The organism is Aeromonas sp. QDB25 (assembly GCF_027707725.1).
In the GTDB taxonomy this organism is placed as follows: Bacteria; Pseudomonadota; Gammaproteobacteria; order Enterobacterales; family Aeromonadaceae; genus Aeromonas; species Aeromonas caviae.
Genome location: NZ_JAPCIZ010000073.1, coordinates 1 through 19,102, shown reverse-complemented (window position 1 = coordinate 19,102; position 19,102 = coordinate 1). Strand labels below are relative to the sequence as shown.

12 protein-coding genes are annotated in these 19,102 nt (G+C 61.1%); 2 read left to right on the top strand and 10 right to left on the bottom strand.

The annotated features are described in order from the left end of the window. Positions 1-144: 144 nt before the first annotated feature. The 8 genes from putP to PG883_RS18940 form a co-directional block, all read right to left on the bottom strand. Positions 145-1,653: a sodium/proline symporter PutP gene (gene putP, locus PG883_RS18975; RefSeq protein WP_244053775.1), complete on the bottom strand. Its 1,509-nt coding sequence runs from the start codon at positions 1,651-1,653 to the stop codon at positions 145-147. Positions 1,654-1,927: 274 nt separating this feature from the next. Next, a complete protein-coding gene (locus tag PG883_RS18970; protein ID WP_010675523.1) occupies positions 1,928-2,854 on the bottom strand; it encodes a L,D-transpeptidase family protein in 927 nt (308 codons plus the stop codon). Between the two features lie 185 nt (positions 2,855-3,039). Beyond that, the gene (locus PG883_RS18965) at positions 3,040-4,281 is read right to left on the bottom strand and encodes a mechanosensitive ion channel family protein (RefSeq protein ID WP_210556787.1); all 1,242 of its coding nucleotides are present in this window, start codon (positions 4,279-4,281) and stop codon (positions 3,040-3,042) included. Between the two features lie 131 nt (positions 4,282-4,412). Then, positions 4,413-5,612, bottom strand: coding sequence for an acetate kinase (locus PG883_RS18960; protein ID WP_210556789.1), 1,200 nt, complete (start codon positions 5,610-5,612; stop codon positions 4,413-4,415). A 218-nt stretch (positions 5,613-5,830) separates the two neighbouring features. Further along, complete coding sequence (locus PG883_RS18955; RefSeq protein ID WP_210556791.1) at positions 5,831-6,301, bottom strand: YhcH/YjgK/YiaL family protein; 471 nt, start codon at positions 6,299-6,301, stop codon at positions 5,831-5,833. A gap of 310 nt (positions 6,302-6,611) precedes the next feature. After that, complete coding sequence (locus tag PG883_RS18950; protein WP_010675527.1) at positions 6,612-7,718, bottom strand: 1-acyl-sn-glycerol-3-phosphate acyltransferase; 1,107 nt, start codon at positions 7,716-7,718, stop codon at positions 6,612-6,614. 173 nt (positions 7,719-7,891) lie between these two features. Beyond that, positions 7,892-8,446, bottom strand: coding sequence for a GNAT family N-acetyltransferase (locus PG883_RS18945; protein WP_041212415.1), 555 nt, complete (start codon positions 8,444-8,446; stop codon positions 7,892-7,894). Between the two features lie 37 nt (positions 8,447-8,483). Continuing rightward, entirely contained in the window at positions 8,484-9,038 is a 555-nt protein-coding gene (locus tag PG883_RS18940) for a GNAT family N-acetyltransferase (RefSeq protein WP_010675529.1), read from the bottom strand. A 351-nt stretch (positions 9,039-9,389) separates the two neighbouring features. Here PG883_RS18940 and PG883_RS18935 point away from each other — a divergent pair, with 351 nt between their 5' ends. Continuing rightward, positions 9,390-11,162 carry a M4 family metallopeptidase gene (locus PG883_RS18935; RefSeq protein ID WP_270807641.1) on the top strand — a complete coding sequence of 591 codons (1,773 nt, stop codon included), beginning with the start codon at positions 9,390-9,392 and terminating at the stop codon, positions 11,160-11,162. Between the two features lie 57 nt (positions 11,163-11,219). Here PG883_RS18935 and PG883_RS18930 read toward each other — a convergent pair whose 3' ends face one another. Further along, positions 11,220-12,119 carry a LysR family transcriptional regulator gene (locus tag PG883_RS18930; protein WP_180911381.1) on the bottom strand — a complete coding sequence of 300 codons (900 nt, stop codon included), beginning with the start codon at positions 12,117-12,119 and terminating at the stop codon, positions 11,220-11,222. A 202-nt stretch (positions 12,120-12,321) separates the two neighbouring features. Between PG883_RS18930 and mdtH the strand changes: the two genes are divergently transcribed. Continuing rightward, positions 12,322-13,515: a multidrug efflux MFS transporter MdtH gene (gene mdtH / locus PG883_RS18925; protein ID WP_270807640.1), complete on the top strand. Its 1,194-nt coding sequence runs from the start codon at positions 12,322-12,324 to the stop codon at positions 13,513-13,515. A gap of 167 nt (positions 13,516-13,682) precedes the next feature. On the opposite strand, the gene PG883_RS18920 is transcribed toward mdtH, so the two are convergent. Then, complete coding sequence (locus tag PG883_RS18920; protein ID WP_333563561.1) at positions 13,683-19,088, bottom strand: choice-of-anchor K domain-containing protein; 5,406 nt, start codon at positions 19,086-19,088, stop codon at positions 13,683-13,685. Positions 19,089-19,102: the final 14 nt, after the last annotated feature.

The following is a 19,102-nucleotide window of genomic DNA, read 5'->3' as shown; positions in this document are numbered from 1 at the left end:
TCATGTTCATAGAAAAACGCCCCAGGCCATCGAGACCCAGGGCGGTGAAGATATCAAAGACCCGTTTTCCGGTAAATCGCAATGCGGCTCCGCTTAAGTGAACAGCATTGCGCAGTTGCGGGGCTTTTGTCGTCGAGGCGGGGGTTATTTTGCCGCGATGGCGTCTGCCATAGGGCTCTGGAACTCCTGCTCGGCTTCTGCGAAGCGATCCTGCATGGCCTTGGAGGGGGCCTTGTCCAACAGGCTGAACAGCACGATAGCCAGGGTAGCAAACAGGAAGCCCGGGATGATTTCGTACAGACCCAGCCAGCCGAACTGCTTCCAGATGATGACGGTCAGGGCACCGGTCAGCATGCCCGCCAGGGCGCCGTTGCGGGTCATGCGGGACCAGAGCACGGAGAGCAGCACCACGGGACCGAAGGCGGCACCGAAGCCGGCCCAGGCGTAGCTTACCAGCCCCAGCACCCGGTTCTCCGGGTTCACGGCCACGGCGATGGCGATGAGGGATATGAGCAGCACCATGGCGCGGCCGACCCACACCAGCTCTTTCTGGGAGGCGTTCTTGCGCAGGAAGGGCTTGTAGAGATCCTCGGTGATGGCGCTGGAGCAGACCAGCAGCTGGCAACTGAGGGTACTCATCACCGCCGCCAGGATGGCGGAGAGCAGCACGCCGGCAATCCAGGGGTTGAACAGGATCTTGGAGAGCTCGATGAAGACGCGCTCCGGGTTGGTGGTCACGCCGCCCGCCTGCTCGGTGAAGGTGGAGAAGTAGGAGAGGCCGAAGAAACCGATGGCCACGGCGCCGCCCAGGCAAAGCACCATCCAGGTCATGCTGATGCGACGGGCGCTGGCCATGGAGTGGTGGGAGTCCGCCGCCATGAAGCGCGCCAGGATGTGGGGCTGGCCGAAGTAGCCCAGGCCCCAGGCCATCAGGGAGATGATGGCGATGAAGTCCAGGTTCTTGAACATGTCGAGGTTGCTGGCGTTCTGCGCCGCCACCTGCACCATGGCGGTGTCGATGCCGCCCACGGCGATGATGACGAACACCGGGGTGAGGATGAGGGCGAAGATCATCAGGGTGGCCTGCACGGTATCGGTCCAGCTCACCGCGAGGAAGCCGCCGAAGAAGGTGTAGGTGATGGTGGCTGCGGCGCCGACCCAGAGGGCGGTGTCATAGCTCATGCCGAAGGTGCTCTCGAACAGGCGGGCACCGGCCACCACGCCGGAGGCGCAGTAGATGGTGAAGAACAGCAGGATCACCAGGGCGGAGAGGATGCGCAGCACCCGGCTCTTGTCCTCGAAGCGGTAGGTGAAGTAGTCCGGCAGGGTCAGGGCGTTGCGGTTCTTCTCGGTGTGAACCCGCAGCCGACCGGCCACCCAGCGCCAGTTGAAGTAGGCGCCGATGATGAGGCCGATGGCGATCCAGCTCTCGGAGATGCCGCCGATGAAGACGGCGCCTGGCAAGCCCATCAAGAGCCAGCCACTCATGTCGGAGGCACCGGCGGAGAGGGCGGTCACCCAGCTCCCCATCCGGCGGCCGCCGAGAATGTAGTCGTCAAAGTTACGGGTGGCGCGATAGGCGATGAAGCCGATCAACACCATCCCGAGGATGTACACCAGAAAGGTGATGAGCATGGGGGTGCTAGCTGTCATTCAAAACTCCGTTATGTGACGTCTGTGCCCGTTCTTGCGACGGACTCTTCCTTAAAAAAACCGGCCTAGAGTAATCAGCAGATCGCCGGACCACAACCACTTTTAACAAATAAAAAACACATGGAAAACGTTTAACACCTAACCAAGCAACCACTCAATTGCAATAAGGCCGGATTTTATCCCGCTCTGCCAAGGGTTTACCCTGATGATCCCCTCCCCCGCGCCATAAAAAAGCCCCGACAGTGGCCGGGGCTCGGGATACCGACGGGCGGGATCAGCGGTTGATGGCGATGGGCATGCCGCTGCGCTGCTCCAGGGCTTGCTTGACCAGCTGGGAGTCGCTGTCCGCGTGGGCGATGAAGCGGGTCACGGCGGTGGACATGGGCAGCGGGGCCGGCAGGCTGGAGTTGAACTCCTCCTGGTTGCGGGAGAGGGGCTGGTGCACTTCCAGGTAGCGGCGGCCATCCGGCTCGACAGAGGCCTTGATGGGCTGGTTCACGAACTGGACGCGGGTACCGACCGGGACCTGCTTGAACAGGTATTCGATGTCGTCGTTGCGCAGACGCACGCAGCCGTGGCTCACCCGCAGGCCGATGCCGAACTGGGCGTTGGTGCCGTGGATGGCGTACATCTTGCCGATGTAGAGCGCGAACAGCCCCATGGGGTTGTCCGGACCGGCCGGCCAGACCGCGGGCAGGGTCTCGCCACGGGCGGCGTACTCGGCGTGCATCTTCGCGGTCGGGGTCCAGGTCGGGCCCGCCTTCTTGCGCTGCACGCTGGTCACCCAGTCTTCCGGGGTGTCGGTGCCGAGCTGGCCGATGCCAATCGGCAGCACTTCCACCACCTTCTTGCCTTTGGGGTAGTAGTAGAGGCGCATCTCGGCGACGTTCAGCACGATGCCTTCACGGGGGGCATCCGGCAGGATCAGCTGATGCGGCACCACCAGCTTCTCGCCCGCCTGCAGCAGCAGGGGGTCTGCCTTGGGGTTGGCTTCCAGCATGTTGGTCAAGCCGAGCTGGAATCTGGCCGCTGCCGCTTCCAGGGGTTGGCCCGCCTCTTCCGGGGACACCACGTAGTCCAGGTTCTCCCCCACCAGGCGGCTGTTGGCTGCGGGCAGGGCATATTCGATGGCGAGGGCGGGCATGGCGGCCAGGATCAGGGAGCAGCACAGTGCGGCCGCCGTGTTGTGGAGGAGCTTCATAACTTTCCTGTGATAAAGGGGGTGGTTCAGCACTCTGGCCAGCGCGGAGGCGACGGGCGCGCCCGGGGCGAAGAGAAGGCCGCCATTTTTCTCCTCTGCCATGCAAATTTCAACCGCCACGTGCTGACGGGTCGGTGATTAAATACGGTGCCGCGCTGCGCCGCGGCACCTTGTCATAAGCGGGATCAGCCGTTTTTCCAACTGTGCATGTCATAACCGGTTGGCGACTGATGAAAACGCAGATGGAATTGCTCAATTATCGCAAATATGTGGTCGAAAATATCAGCCTGTATCCCTTCATACTCGGCCCAGGCGGTGGTCGCCGTGAAGCAGTAGATCTCCAGCGGCAGGCCGTCCGTGGTCGGTGCCAACTGGCGCACCATCAGGGTCATGTCCTTGCGAATGCCCGCATGAGCCCGCAGGTAGGCGTCCAGATAGGCGCGCAGGGTGCCGAGGTTGGTGAGGTGGCGACCATTGATGGGGCAGCTGATGGCATCGCTGAGCTGCTGGTTGTAGCTGCTGAGCTCCTGCTCCTTGCGGCTGAGGTAGGGCGCCAGCAACCTGGCCTGCTTGAGCTGCAACTGCTCCTGCGAGGTGAGGAAGCGCACGCTGGTCATGTCAATGTTGACGCTGCGCTTGATGCGGCGCCCGCCGGATTCGGTCATCCCCTGCCAGTTCTTGAAGGAGTCGGAGATGAGGGCATAGGTAGGGATGGTGGTGATGGTCTTGTCCCAGTTCGACACCTTGACCGTGGTGAGGCCGATGTCGGTCACCTCGCCGTCCGCCCCGTACTTGTCCATCTGCAACCAGTCACCGACGCTCAGCATGCGGTTGGCGGAGAGCTGGATACCCGCCACCAGGCCGAGGATGGGGTCCTTGAACACCAGCATCAGGACCGCGGTCATGGCCCCCAGGCCGCTGAACAGGAAGAGGGGCGACTTGCCGAGCAGCAGGGCGATCATCAGGATGCCCACCAGGATGCTGGCCACCAGTTTCACCCCCTGGAAGATGCCGCGCAGGGGCAGATCCCGCCCAAGCCGGGTATGCCGGCTCAGGGAGAGCAGGCAGTCGAGCAGGGCGAACAGGGCCAGCAGCAGGAACAGCAGGATCCAGAGCTGGGCCAGCAACTCGATAAGCGCCAGGCTCTCGGACGCTTTGGGCAGCCAGATCTCCGCCTGACCGAGCAGTACGGCGCCCTGGAACACGAAGGCGAGCCGGTAGAAGAGGCGCTGCTGCAACTGGGGCGGCAGCCACATCTGCTTGGTCTTGCCAAGCAGCCCCACCAGGCGCACCAGCAGGATGCGGTGCAGCACCAGGTGCAGCACCATGGCGGTCAGCACGATGAACCCCAGGGCAATCACCAGGGCCATCATGGGGGTCACATCGACCCCCAGGCCTGACAACCAGTTGAAAAACATCTCTTTCATCGTTACCTCCGCAATATCACACAGCGGTCAGGGTACGCATCTGGTCCCCCATGTCAAATGACAGGCCGATCACTATCGCCGAAACGACAACGCCCGGCAGGGGCCGGGCGTTGTCGTCACCAGAGGGTGCCTTAGCCGACCAGGCTCAGGGCATCACGGGCGATCACCAGCTCTTCGTTGGTGGGCATCACCAGGGCCAGACGGCTGCCTTCGACGGTGATGGGGCCTTCACCGCCCAGTACGGCTGCGTTGTTGGCCTCCTTGTCGATCTTGAAGCCGAGCAGGGCCAGTCGGGCCAGCACCATCTCGCGCACCATGGCGGCGTTCTCGCCGATGCCGCCGGTGAACACCAGGGCGTCCAGGCGACCATCCATGGCGGCAGCATAGGCACCGACGTACTTGGCAACGCGATAGGTGAAGACATCCAGCGCCCGCTTGGCACCGGCATCGATAGCGTAGTTGGTGGTGACGTAACGGCAGTCGCTGCTCTCCTCGGTCATGCCCAGCAGGCCGGATTCGCGGGTCAGCACCTGGTTGATCTTGTCCACGCTGTAATCCAGGTTGTCGTGCATGAAGAAGACGATGGCAGGGTCGATGTCACCGGAGCGAGTGCCCATCGCCAGCCCTTCCAGCGGGGTCAGCCCCATGGAGGTGTCGACGGACTCGCCGTTCTTGATGGCGCAGACGGAGGCACCGTTGCCCAGGTGGCAGTTGATGATGTTGAGCTCATGGAGCGGTTTGCCCAGCGCCTTGGCGGTCTCTTCGGCGATGAAGCGGTGGGAGGTGCCGTGGGCGCCGTAACGACGGATGCCGTTCTCGCGATAGAGCTTGTAGGGCAGCGCGTAGAGGTAGGCTTCCTCTGGCAGGGTCTGGTGGAAGGCGGTGTCGAACACGGCCACGTTCTTGTCGGCCAGGGCCGGGAACACCTTGAGGGCGGCACGGATGCCGATGAGGTGCGCCGGGTTGTGCAGGGGGGCGAACGGAATGGCGGCCTCGATACCGGCAATCACGCCGTCATCGATGCGCACGGAGCGGGAGAACTGCTCACCGCCGTGCACGATGCGATGGCCGATGGCGACCAGCTGATCGGCCAAGGCGGGATCCTGGGGCAGGATGTGGCCCACGATGTGGTCGAGGGCTTCCTGGTGCGCAGCACCGGCGCCCAGCATGGCGTCGCCCTTGACCCCGTGGAGTTTCCATTTGATACGTGCGTCATCCAGATTGAAGCATTCGGCCAGGCCGGACAGCATGTCCTCGCCCGTTTCAGCGTCCATTACGGCAAATTTCAGGGAAGAGCTACCGCAGTTAAGGATCAATACCAACTTGCTCATGTTCTACATCTTCCTGTGCTTCGGCTTTACGCCGACAGTGTCGTGTCATCCAGCGATGGATGGGATTCCCCTGCCGGGGGCTTATGGTCGCAGGAGGGTGCGTCCAATTTTTCAAATCGTTGGGCGCAGACCGTTCGTCTGGCGCGCGCGTCGAATCAGCGATTCGCAACGGGCCTCTGTTGGCCCAATCACTCGGGACTCCAGGCCCCGGTTACCACTCAGGCGCAGGTCAGCAGCGACTGGTGAACCTTGACGACCAGCTTCTTGACCGGACCTGGGGTCGTCAGGGTACAGAGGGGGCGATGCAGTTCTCCCGGCCAGAAGATGGCGAAGTCGCCGGGCTGCAACGCCAGATAACTGGTCTGCTCGTCATCGACGAACCAGAGATCGGGGTGAGGATGGTCAGCACCGTCCCGGCTGTAGGCGTGAGGGCCCACGCCGATCCACTCCTCGCCGCGCAGCAGCAGCTGGATGTCCAGATACTGCTCATGAAACTCGCCCCGGCGATCCGCCACCGGCTCTGTCAGATCCTCGCTCACCAGGCAGAACAGCGTGAGGCCGTCGACCTCCTGCTTGCCGAGGGGGGCGTGCAGCCAGCGTTCGACGCTTTGCACCACCTCGGCCACGATACGGTTCAGGGGGGCGGGCAAGGGGGTGCGTTGCAAGGTATCCAGACTGCCGGTGATCATGAGGTTCGCATCCTTAGGTATATCTGTGGTCTATCTTTGTGCACCAATGAAAAAGGACCATTAAAGGTCCTTTTATCGTCTCGTCTGCCATCCGTGCAGACGGGGGCGCTGTCGCTTCCAAGCCGATGGCGCCGAGTCACTGTTGCATACTCGTCCGCCCCTGCCAAGAGATACTCGCCCATTTACCCGATGATCGTACCAGTTGAAACAATATTATTCACTACCCAATCTCCCCCGACTTTGACCAGACGCAAAAACGGGAGCATCTGCTCCCGTATTTTTTCCATCACCCGCTCAAAAGCGGTGCCATTCAAACCTTGCCGGCGTTTTCCACCGGCTTGGCGTACATGGCGCGCCAGATGGCCTTGTGCTCTTGTGGCACCTCGGACTGACGAGTCAGGAAGGCACTCTGCTCTATGGTGCTGGCCTTGCCGGGCACATCCGCCGCGAGGTAGTTGCCTGGGAAGAGGCGATAGCTGCTCCAGATCGCCTTGTCGATGAGCGCCGCCAGCTCGTCTGGATCGCTGAAGCCCTCGGTGATGGGGGCGCCGAAGGAGACATGTACCCGCCCCTTCTGGCCGACGATGCCCGCGACGATACTCTCGATGTCCTCGAATTCGCCCTTCTCGTAGCTGCCGTTGACCGACTTCTCGTAGAGCTCGCGCGCCTTGGCCTTGTCGGTGGGATCCAGCTCGTAGCTGATGCTCACCGGCACGATGTTGAGGCTGCGCATGTAGTCGACGAACTCGATCTTCTGCTTCTTGCCGTCCACGTAGAACATCTTGAGGATGGCCGGATCCGTCTTGTCATCCCCGTCCTTGGCGCGCCCCTCCTTCTGGGCGATCCAGATGGAGTGCCCCTCGTGCACCGACTGGCCGATGTAGGCCGACAGCTCGCCGAGGGCCTTCATCATCTCCCGCGGCCCCTTGGCGGAGCGCTTGACGATGAAGCTCTTGTTGAGCTTCATCAGCTCGGTGGCGCAGGGCTTGCGCAGCAGGTTGTCGCCGATGGCGATGCGCACGGTATCGAACCCGTGGGTGTGCAGCCCCCAGTTGACGAACGCCGGATCCATGGCGATGTCCCTGTGGTTGGAGACGAACAGGTAGCCCTGCTCCTTCTTGAGGTGTTCGAGCCCGGAGAAGCTCACCCCCTGGGTGGAGGTGGCGATCATCCGGGTCATGTAGCGGGTCACCCCCATCTGTACCTGATGGATGGTGCTGACCTTGGCCCACTTGTGGCGCAGGAACTGGCGGATCAGCGGGCGAATGGCCCAACCCAGCCAGCTCATCAGGGAACCGAAGCGGTATTTGGCGATGGCGCCGATAAACTCGTCATCCTGGATCAGCCGCTCGATGGCAGCCGGTACTTCTTCATCGCGATAGGGGCGAATGTCCGCGAATCTATCTACTTCTGTCACAATGTCTGCCTTGCATGTATGGAGTCGCGGCCTGCGTCTGCCGGCCGGGAAAATTCAGGGCGCAATTTTACACGCTTTTATCCCCAGGGGTATGAGAGGCGTACAGATAGTGCGATCTTGCAGTGAAAAAGCGATGGCGGTCACCCGCCAGCCCCCTTTCGACAACGGCTCTGCTAGCCAGCGGGGTTGATGAGCGCGGTGAGGACGTGGTCCTCCCAGCGGCCGTTGATCATCAGATAGTCCCGAGCGTATCCCTCCTGCTCGAACCCCAGCCGTTCAAGGAGCGCGCCGCTTCGCAGGTTCGCGGGCATGTAGCTGGCCATGATGCGATGCAGGCCCCGCTCCCGGAACAGGTGATCGATGCCGGCGGCCACCACCTCCTGCATCAGGCCCTGCCCCTCGTGCTCCTTGTCGATGGCATAGCCCAGGTGGCACGCCTTGAACATGCCCATCACAATGTTCGTGAAATTGCAGGTGGCGAGCACCCGCTCTCCCCTGGGATCGAGCGCCACCAGTTGCACGGCACTGCCCTCGAAATAGTGGCCGTAACCGTCGCGCAAGCGGGTCTGCCAGTGGGCGAGGGTGTAGAAGCTCTCCTCCCGCCTGGGCTCCCAGGGGGACAGGTGGGCGCGATTGCGCAGATAGAAATCCACCATCAGGCAGGCCCGCTCCGGGGTCAGAACGGTCAGCCGGGTGCGAGGGGTGGCAATGTGGGGCAGCGTCGTCATCTCGCCCTCAGGAGGTTGGAAGCGGACAGGAAGGTCATCAGAGATCCCTCAGCCTCAGCCACTCGTCCCGCAGCAGGCCGTAGTGCACATGATCCACCACCCTGTCCGCCAGCCGCTCCGCCCGCCGGGTGATCCCCTCCTGGGTCATTCCCAGCCGCTCGCACACGGCCCGGCTCGCCTCGTTCTCGAGGGCGGCGCTGATCTCCACCTTCTCCATCCCCATCTCCTCGAAGGCGTGATGGATCAGGGCCTGGCAGGCCCGGGTGATGATGCCGTGCCCCTGCCAGCGCTCCGCCAGCCAGTAGCCGATGGTCACCTTGCCGAGATCCTGATCGATCTGGTTGTAACCGATGACGCCGACCACCTCCCCCTGATACTCGATGGCCGTGGTCAGCCCCTCCCCCCGGGCAAACTTCTCGATGGCGTGGCGAATGAAGGTGGCGCTGTCGGCGGGCTGCTGGATGTGGGGCACCCAGGGCAGCCACTGGGAGAGGTAGTCGCGGTTGCGCTGACAGAGGCGAAACAGCTCGCTGGCCATGTCGGGTTGCAGGAACAGGAGCGCCAGCTCGTCATCCAGTTGCCATGAAAACATCGCCACTCCTCCCCGGTTCCACTCCGGCCATCTGCCGTCATGGGAGCCAATGTAGTCAATCAATCCCTTGTTTGCCAAGGACTTTTCAACCGGCTTCCCCCCTGGCAACCCCCATATGGCGATCCCCATGCGGGCACCTTGATCCCAAGGTCATCAATCACCCCTCACAGCGGTTCAACATGCTGCCATTACCAGTATTTGTGGATGATTGACGCTGTAAAAGTGAATCGTGCTATCTGTTTTCGCTGCCCTGTGACAAATGACAGGCCGTTATTTTACCCCTTCCCACTAGTGTAAGAGCGCCGGGCAACGGACCCGGCGTGTAATCTTCATCGACTAAGGAAAGACGAGATGAACAAAGTCTATTTGGCCGTCATGCTGGCCTGCTGGGGAAGCGCCGCCATGGCGGCAGAACAGGTGGAAGTGAACCAGGTCTCCGACCTGACCGCTGCGGTGAGCGGCGCCGCCAAGATTGGCGCCCTTGGCGCCGGGGATGGCGAGTTTCGCAAGGTGCGGGCGGTGACGCTGCCCAATGGCCAGCAGCGGATACGCTATGAGCAGACCTGGCAGGGGATTCCGGTGTGGGGCCAGGTTCTGGTGGCCGATCAGGCGCTGGGGGGCCAGGTCAATCAGGTGTCCGGCACCATGCTGCGCAAGATCGATGCCGACCTGACGGGCCCGGCCGTAGCCCTCTCCGCCAGCGACGCCGCACGCCAGGCTCGCAGCGGTGCCAAGGGGAGCAACGAACAGGTCAAGCTGTTCGTGATGCAGGATGAGACCGGCCAGGCCAGACTGGTCTATCTGGTCTCCTGGCTCGCCGCCAGCAAGGAACCGAGCCGCCCCTTCGTGATGATCGACGCCCAGACCGGCAGCGAGCTCAAACGCTGGGAGGGGATCAACCACAAGGACGCCACCGGCCCGGGGGGCAACGTCAAGACCGGCAAGTATTTCTACGGCGCCGACTTTGGCCCCCTCCAGGTGGATGACAACTGCCGCATGACGGGGACCAACGTGGACACCCTCAACATGAATCACGGCACCACGGGGGGCACCATCCACCAGTTCACCTGCCCGGAGAACACGGTCAAGGAGATCAACGGTGCCTACTCTCCTCTCAACGATGCCCACTACTTCGGCAACGTGGTGTTCGACATGTACCGCAACTGGTACAACACGGCGCCGCTGAGCTTCAAGCTCAAGATGCGGGTGCACTACAGCCGCAACTACGAGAACGCCTTCTGGGACGGCAGCCAGATGACCTTCGGCGACGGGGCCACCACCTTCTATCCACTGGTAAGCCTGGATGTGGCAGCCCACGAGGTGAGCCATGGCTTCACCGAGCAGAACTCAGGACTGGTCTACTCCGGTCAGTCTGGCGGCATCAACGAGGCCTTCTCCGACATGGCGGGGGAAGCGGCCGAATACTACATGAAGGGCAGCAACGACTGGCTGGTGGGGGCCCAGATCTTCAAGGGCAACGGCTCCTTGCGCTACTTCGAGGACCCGGCCCGGGACGGCAAGTCCATCGGCCACGCCAGCGATTACTATGACGGCATCGACGTGCACCACAGTTCCGGGGTCTACAACCGCGCCTTCTACCTGCTGGCCAACACCAGCGGCTGGCAAACCCGCAAGGCGTTCGAGGTGTTCGTGCTGGCCAACCGCCTCTACTGGGGCCCCAACACCACCTTCGATCAGGGGGCGTGCGGGGTAACCAGGGCCGCCACAGATCTCGGCTACAGCGTGAGCGACGTGGCAGCCGCCTTCACCGCCGTCGGGGTCAATGCCACCTGCGGCGGCACCACGCCCCAACCGGGCAGCGTGCTGCAAAACGGGGTACCGGTGAGCAATCTCACCGCCGCCAAGGGGGGCAAGCTGAACTTCACCGTCGAGGTGCCCGCCGGCAGAAGCCAGCTGGTGGTGACCAGCAGCGGCGGCAGCGGGGATGCGGATCTCTACGTGAAGTTCGGCAGCGCGCCGACCGCCAGCAGCTATGACTGCCGCCCCTACAAGAGCGGCAATGCCGAAACCTGTACCCTGAACGCCCCCAAGGCGGGGACCTGGCATGTGCAGCTGAGCGGGTTCAGCGCCTTCTCCGGCGTCGCCCTCAAGGCCAGCTACTGAGTCTGAGCGGGCATCAAGGGGAATAAGCGAAGAGCGCCGGCCTGGTCCGGCGCTTTTTTATGTCCGCTTGCCCGACCAGCGCCGGGCAAGGGTACGGGCCGCCTCCAGCACCCGCTCCTTGGCGGGATTGGGGCGCTTGCCGCTGCGCCAGGCCATCATCACGTCCCAGTGATCCGGTGGCAGATCCACCACGTCCAGCTTCACCAAGCGACCGAACTCCAGATCCCGGGTGATGGCGAGCGCCGGCATCAGGGTGATGAAGCCGTGCTCCAGCGCCAGCTCCCGCGCCGCACTTGCTGGCTGGATGGCGTGCAGCGGGCTCGCCACCTGACGCAGCAGACGCAACTGCAGGATCAGCTCGTCGCAGCCCGTCCCCCACTGCTGGGGCGCCAGCCGCTCGTTGGCAATGTCCTGCAGGGTCAGCCCCTGCCGCCCGGCCAGCGGGTGGGTGGCGCAGGCCACGGCGATGATGGGGGAACGGTAAAGCAGTTCGAGCTGGATGCCCGCGATGGCAGGGCACTTGAGAATGAAGCCCACGTCGGTCTCGCCGGTCAGCAACTCCTGCATGATGATGCCAGAGTGATCCGTGTTGCAGCGGATCTCGAAGGTCTCGTCCACCAGGGCCAGCAGCAGGGGGCCGAACACCGCCGTGGTCAGGGAGGGGAGGCAGGAGAGCCGGATCTGCGGCAATGCAGGCGCCCCCTGCATCGCCAGCCGCCCCCCTTCCAGTGCGCTCAGGGCCGCGGTCGCGGCAGGCAGAAACTGCTCGCAGGCCGGGGTCGGGGTGGCCCCCCGACGATGGCGACGGAACAGGGACTGGCCCAGCTCCTGCTCCAGCACGGCAATGCGCTGGCTCACCATGGGTTGTGACCAGCCGCGAATGGCGGCCACCTTGCTGAAGCTGCCACGGTTGGCCACATCCAGCAGCAGTTGCAAATCGTCGAGGGTCATAGCCATAACCAAATCCAATATGAAATATAGCCAGTTGTCGGCTACCACTATATCTGGAGCCCCACCAGAATAGCAGCATCAATCGTCATGAACCGGCTGAACGCCACCGAGCCAGGGAGTTGTCATCCCCCTTGGCTCTGTTTGGTGACGGCGCCGTTCGGGCAAGAAAGACAACAATATCAGCGAAGCAAACAGAGGTATCAGGGTCATGGTGGATCGGGCGAGGCGGTTGGGGCGGTGGTTCTTGGCATTGGATTCCCTGCTGGTGATCCTGGGCTTCTTCGTGGTGATGCCCATGATCAGCCTGCGCTTCGTCGACCAACTGGGCTGGGCCGCCGGTGTGATCGGACTGGCACTGGGGCTGCGTCAGCTTACCCAGCAAGGGCTGGGGGTCTTTGGCGGCTCCCTCGCCGACAAGTTCGGGGCGCGCCCCCTCATCGTCTGCGGCATGCTGCTGCGGGCGCTGGGGTTTGCCAGCCTGGCCTATGCCCAGAGCGGATTGGAACTGATCCTCTCCTGCATCATCTCGGGGCTGGGTGGCTGCCTGTTCGATCCCCCCCGCGCCGCCCTGGTGATCAAGTTCACCCGGCCACGGGAGCGGGGTCGCTACATCTCCCTGCTGATGATGCTGGAGAGCGCCGGCGCCGTGGTGGGAGCCCTGCTCGGCAGCTGGCTGCTCAACTTCGATTTTGAATATGTCTGCCTGCTGGGTGCCGGCCTCTTCGTCTGCGCCGCCCTGTGCAACCTGCTGATCCTGCCCCCCTACAAGCTTTCGGTGCGCCCGACGCCGATCCGGGACGGCCTCGGCCAGGTGCTGGCGGACAAGGCCTTCTGCCGACTGGTGCTGATCTTAAGCGGCTACTACGCGCTCTGGGTGCAGGTCATGCTGATCTTCCCCATTCTCGTCAAACAGATGGCAGGCAGCACCACGGCGGTGGGCTGGATGTACACCCTGGAGACGGCCATCTCCCTGGCCCTGCTCTACCCCCTTGCCCGGTTCGGCGAGCGCCACTTCAAGCTGGAGAACCGCCTGATGGCGGGGGTGCTGCTGATGACCACGGGGATCGGGCTGGTGGCCTTTGCCACCACCTTGCCCGCCGTCTTCCTGCTGCTCGCCTGCTTCTATCTCGGCATCGTCATCGCCGAGCCGGCGCGGGAAACCCTGATGACCAAGCTGGCACAACCGGGGGCGCGGGGCAGCTACATGGGCTTCAGCCGACTGGGGCTGGCGCTCGGGGGCATGACGGGTTACGTGGGGGGCGGTGCTCTGCACGACTACGCCATGGCCCAGGGGCAACCCTGGTTGCCCTGGCTGGTGCTCGGCACCGTCGGTGTCACCACCTTGCTGCTGCTGGCCAACTGCTTCCAGCGCGGCTCCCGCCTGGCAGGGGTCAACGCCTGATCCTCTGGCAATCATCCCGTCTACCCCGGGCGCCCTTCTCTTGAAGAGCGCCCTTTTTTATCTTCTTCTTGCATTGCCCTCCCCCTCGTCTGCGCCCATCCACCCAAAAATCCCCCATAAAAAAAGCGGCAGATTACTCTGCCGCTTTTGCCCAGCCCGCTTGGCTGTTACTTGTTGATATCCAACATGTTGTTTTGCAACATGAAATCGATCACCTGGTTGGCAGTCGTCCCTGAACCGCCCGTCAGACTGTCGAAAGTGTGGTTCATCAACACGATCTCCTGGGTAACAGAGGCCGTGCTGCTCTCCTTGACCTGCAGGTGCACCCCTTCGTTATCCTGGAACACCGAGAGCAGGCTCTTCAGATCGTTCTGATTGTGAGAACCATCGTGATCCAGCAGATCGCGCAGATCCAGCTTGTCGCCTTCCGAAAGATTGACACTGCCTGACCCCTTGTTGAAGTCCATGATGTAATCCTTGGTCAGAGAGCCGGATACGGTATCCCCCTTGTTCCAGACAAAAGTATCTGAACCGCCGTCACCACGCATCACATCGTTGCCGAGCCCGCCGATCAGGATATCGTTCCCCAGACCACCACGCAGCGCATCGTTGTGACTGCCGCCATCGATATAGTCGTCACCGGTACCGCCAAACAGGATGTCGGAACCTGACTGCCCGTAGATCTTGTCATTGCCGCTACCACCATTGACCACATCCGCTTGCCGGCTACTGACATCAACACTCAGCAACAGCCCGTCGCCATCGAGCATGGCATCAGTGCCAGACAAGCTGCCTGTCATGATGTGGTGAGCCTTGAGCTGATCGACCGTCAGTTGCAACGAATCGTCAGTACCAAACCCATCAGCCCCGGTTTTGCCTGCATAGATCACATCGTTGCCGCTGCCGGTTTCGATATGGTCATTACCTGCACCGCTGCTGACGATCTGGTCGACACTCCCCTTGTTGTAACTTGTGCCGGTATGCACATGGTCTGTACCGCCGTTACTGGTGGTGATCTCGCCCAGCAGATTACCGCCGAAGGCAACATCCAGGCGGTCAGGGTTAACCGCATTCTCACCATTGCGCACTACGATGGAGTCGTTGAGGTCGGTACCATCTACCGTCAGCGGCAGATGGACCGGAACCCCGTTGCTGTCCACCGGATTGACGCTGATGGTCAGAGTACTGTTGGTAGTGTCGCCATCGCCATCCCGCACGCTGTAGCTGAACACCTCGCGCGCATCAGCCGGGATCTGGCTGCCATTCTTGGTGACCTGATAGGTATAGGCACCGTTGGCCAGAATGGTCAGCACGCCGTACAGACCAACTACCTGGGTACCCGCACCATTGGTATAGGTGGTCGAGCTGCTGCCTACTCCGTAGCCAATGACACTCAAACCACCATCAGCACCGGCAAGATCGTTGGCCAGCACATTACCTGTAGTCTGTGGCAACTGATAACCAGAACCCTCTACCAACTTGACGATCAGATCGAAGCTGTTGCTGGCATTTTCGTTGGTGTAGATAGTCTTCACTACGTTGCCACCGGTATCGCGGAAGCCCAGCACCTCAAGACTGTAGACCTTGCCTTCAAAGTTGAAGCTCGCGGTCGCAGTTCCGATAGTGATGATATCTCGCGGATCGGCCCCATCGTTTGGCGTTTCGTTGTGATTGAAGTTGATGGTGACAGTCACGGGAGTCACTCTTCCCATGGAATCGGTGACCGAGAATGTCGCCTTCATGGTGACACCACTAATCGATGTACCGGAAGAGATCGGATAGTTGTAGTGGGTAAAGGTACCCAACTTGATCTCTTCGTTGAGCGGGATCTGCCCATTCAGCGCAGCATCGTTGTCAGCGAATCCGTAACCTGACTTAACTTCATTCTTGCCACCCCAGCGGATCTGATCATTGGCCGAGTCGTTATCCGGACCATCGAAATACTCCAGATTCTTACCACCTACAACATTGATCCAGGACGCTTCAACACCGGAGAACTGGAACGAATCTACCACCACGTTAAGCGTGGCATCATCGACCACAGCAACCGGCACATCATCACGCACGGCAACATCGAAAGAGCCGGTAGCAGTGTCGGAACCAGCTTTGCTCACCTCGTAGTTCACGGTGAGACGCAACTCATCCTGACTGCTCAATACGCTGCTTTGACCATCCACAAGGTGGCTGAGCGGCTTGATCAGGGTGAAGGTATAGCTCGGCGGATTAGCACTATTGTCTACCGTTACGGTAAAGGCCACATTGGCCGGGTTGGTTCCAAAGTAACCTTTGAGACCTGCACCATCCTGCACCACATTCACGGGCTGACCATCAATGCCGGTAATGCCGCTCAAGCCGGTGATGCTGACCAGCTTGAGCTGAACGCCGGATACATTGCTACCATTGCCATCAGTGACCTGCAGCGATTGGGTTACCGAGAGCGGGCCGCTGGTCGGCGTCCCGACAGGCTCGGGCAAGCCAGCGTTGCCACCAGACAAACCATCCTCATCAACCAGACCGCCACCGAGCCGCACTGAAAGGTCATTGTCAACTATGGTGCCAGTGCCGGAAACGCCACCCACCGATATCGCCAGCGTTTCGGTAAACTCGGGCAGCATGTCGTTTACCGTATTCAGCGAAACAGTGAAACTCGATACTCCGGCAGGCACTGTTATCTTGCCGGTGGTGCTGCTGTAGGTCACCCCGTTGGTAAACTGCAAAGCTCCCCAATCAGCACTGCTGGCAGCATGAGCACCGCTGCCTGCAATGGAGAGGCTGTACTCGGTCGCCACATTGGTCGCTCCGCTCAGGGTGACAACATGTTGCAAAGCCCCCCCTTCAGTCACACTGGCATTCGATACCCCCATTACATCGGGGCGAACCAGCGGATTGACCGCAAAGCTGCCTTGCGAGCCATCACCGTCGCGATCGTAGGCTTTAAATGCAAAGTCAATGTCACCGTCAGCAGGGCGCTGCATCTCGGCATACTGGAAGAACTCCCATTTACCTGTTGCAGGCGTGAACTCCATCTTGAAGATCAGAGTGCCATTGCTGTCCTTGCCAAGCAGGGTATTAGCCCCATCGGCGGTGATCGCGATAGCCAGACCTGCGACTGTCTTGAGGCCGGATTCGACCGTACCGGTGACCAGTTCGAAACGTCCTTTGCCATCAGCTCCCCACTGCGGATCGAGCGTGCCCGAACCATAGGCAATCGCCTGCGGGGTAGAGGAACCAAGGAGCTCGATAGACTTGACAGTAAAATCACTGTTGTCACCCCAGCTGGCCGACTTGCCGTTATCGGTCGCCTTGATCACCATGGTGTCAAAACCGCCCTGCTGAACCTGGAAGTTGGCAGCATAATCACCATTGGCAGCATTGGAGCTGAATGTCTGTGTTGCAACCAGTTTACCGTCGCGCCAGAACTCGACCACACCGCTCTCGAGTTCTCCACCATAGATCTTGCTGAACTCGATCTTGGCACCATATGCCACAGTGCCCGCATCCAGCTTGATCACCAACTCCTCGGATACACTCGAACCATCCGCAAATTTGCGGAAATCGATCTCATTATCAATGTTGTGATAAGGCGCGCTCGTGCTCTTGACGCCTAGCCCGTCAACGGAGGCATTGACCTTGGCATCAACGAGCCTAGAGGAAGTCGAAGACTCGAATCCCCGTGCCGTGATAGTGAATTTGCCCGCATCAATGCTGCCGCTATCCCCGACATACCCGGTCAGGCTGAACTTGCCAGTCAACACATCCGGGATGCTGGTTTTCACCAGAGAGACGGCCGTCATGTCACCAGCGATTGGCGCGTCATCCTCAACAGTGATAGGCAGCGAACCGACCGTCGTGCTCTGTCCATCAGAAACAGAAACTCCGACGTTGAAGCTCAGCGTGTCCTCGGCACCAGTCACCGGATGATCGAGTGCTCCTTTCAGAGTAACGTCATAGCCCCAATCTCCTTTGGTACTTCCTGCAGGCGCGGTCAGTTTGACATCAAGCACAGCCTTATAGTCCGCACCACCCAAGGTACCGGTATACCCGGTCAATACCTTGCCTGATGCATCCCAGCTCCACTTCACATCCAGCCCGCCGGACTTGAGTCCGGATGGACCAGAGAGGCTGACCGTCACGCTACTGCTATCGACATCCCCCACGGTAATAGTGCCGCTGGCGACGGTCGCATTGGTGGTATCAGTATTACCTGTGGTATCAGGCAACCCGTTGGCCAACCCCTCTTCAGACACCACCGCTGGTTTATTGATCACCACGGTTGGCGGCGCATCGTTGTCAATAATGGTTGCAGTACCAGTAGTGCCATAACCATTAGCCGTAGCAGTCAGGTTGTAGCGTTCCGAACTTTCCTGCTGGGTGTCATCGATGGTACTGACCTTGACCTGGAAGCCTGTCTGGCCCGCCGGCACACTGACTCTGAAGCTGCCATCGGCGGCCACGGCCACGCTCTGGCTCACGCTACCAATCACCACTGTCACCGTGGTGCCGGTGAAGTCCACCCCTTTCTCGGCAGTGCCACCCGCCAGGGTCAGGTTGACGGTGGTGGCGGTGGTGCTGGCGTTGGACAAGCTCACGCTGAAGGTGTTGGCACTGCCTTCGGCCACGCTGTCACCCACCACGCTACTCACCTTCGGCAGATCTGCCTCGTCAGTGATGATTGACTCAGCACTACCTTTAGTAGCGTTGATCTCGATAGCTTCAAACGCAGTGTTGGTTTTCACGCTGCTGATTGAAGCTGTTAACTTCTCATTGCCTTCATAAATCGTGTCACTAACTGTCGTAACAGTGAATTCAACCTTGCCATTAGCACCGATGGCCACGCTGGCTGGGCGGCCGTTAGTATCACTGTCATTAGCCGCAGCGCCACTCCAGTTCAGATTGAGGACAACCTCCTTGCCTGCGGGAAGGGCAACCAAATTGCCGTTTTTATCAACCAAGCTGATAGTGAACTTCAGCTGGCCACCTTCCGCCACGCTCGATTTATCAACCTCAATCTGGGCTATCACCCCATCCAACGGATTTTTAGGATCGCTGCCATCCTCGTCGGTGATGGTGGTGGTCACCGCACCCGGCAGCGCCGGCGCCTTCTCGTAGCCACCGCCACTGGTCTCACTCACGCTGACCCGGAACTGCTCGGCCGGCTCGGCATAGACGTCATCCTTGGTCGCCACGTCGAAGCTCACCGAGGTGGTGCCCGCCTTGATGACCACATCGCGGGTCACCGCCTGGACATCCCCCTCGTCGGTGGTGATATGGCCCACCACCACCTTGACGGTCAGATCGGTTTTCGGTGCATCGCTGATGCTCAGGGTGTAGCTCGCCTTGCCCCCCTCGACCACATTGGCATCGCCGGTCAGGGTCAGGGTCGGTGCATCGCTGTCATCCACCACGGTGTTGGTGATGGTGCCCGCGGTGGTCACGTGCTCGTAGTTGCCACCGCTGGTCTTGTCGATGGTGACGCTCAGCGTCTCGTTACCCTGCTGGTAGGCATCGTCTGCCCGTACCGGCACCGGCTCGCTGTTGGCGCTGCTGGCGCCCACCGGAATGGTGATCACCACCCCGTTGGAGAGGG

Bases quoted from the DNA above. Each gene is read 5' to 3' on its own strand.
- putP (WP_244053775.1), bottom strand. From the start codon at position 1,653: ATGACAGCTAGCACCCCCATGCTCATCACCTTTCTGGTGTACATCCTC.
- PG883_RS18970 (WP_010675523.1), bottom strand. From the start codon at position 2,854: ATGAAGCTCCTCCACAACACGGCGGCCGCACTGTGCTGCTCCCTGATC.
- PG883_RS18965 (WP_210556787.1), bottom strand. From the start codon at position 4,281: ATGAAAGAGATGTTTTTCAACTGGTTGTCAGGCCTGGGGGTCGATGTG.
- PG883_RS18960 (WP_210556789.1), bottom strand. From the start codon at position 5,612: ATGAGCAAGTTGGTATTGATCCTTAACTGCGGTAGCTCTTCCCTGAAA.
- PG883_RS18955 (WP_210556791.1), bottom strand. From the start codon at position 6,301: ATGATCACCGGCAGTCTGGATACCTTGCAACGCACCCCCTTGCCCGCC.
- PG883_RS18945 (WP_041212415.1), bottom strand. From the start codon at position 8,446: ATGACGACGCTGCCCCACATTGCCACCCCTCGCACCCGGCTGACCGTT.
- PG883_RS18940 (WP_010675529.1), bottom strand. From the start codon at position 9,038: ATGTTTTCATGGCAACTGGATGACGAGCTGGCGCTCCTGTTCCTGCAA.
- PG883_RS18935 (WP_270807641.1), top strand. From the start codon at position 9,390: ATGAACAAAGTCTATTTGGCCGTCATGCTGGCCTGCTGGGGAAGCGCC.
- PG883_RS18930 (WP_180911381.1), bottom strand. From the start codon at position 12,119: ATGGCTATGACCCTCGACGATTTGCAACTGCTGCTGGATGTGGCCAAC.
- mdtH (WP_270807640.1), top strand. From the start codon at position 12,322: ATGGTGGATCGGGCGAGGCGGTTGGGGCGGTGGTTCTTGGCATTGGAT.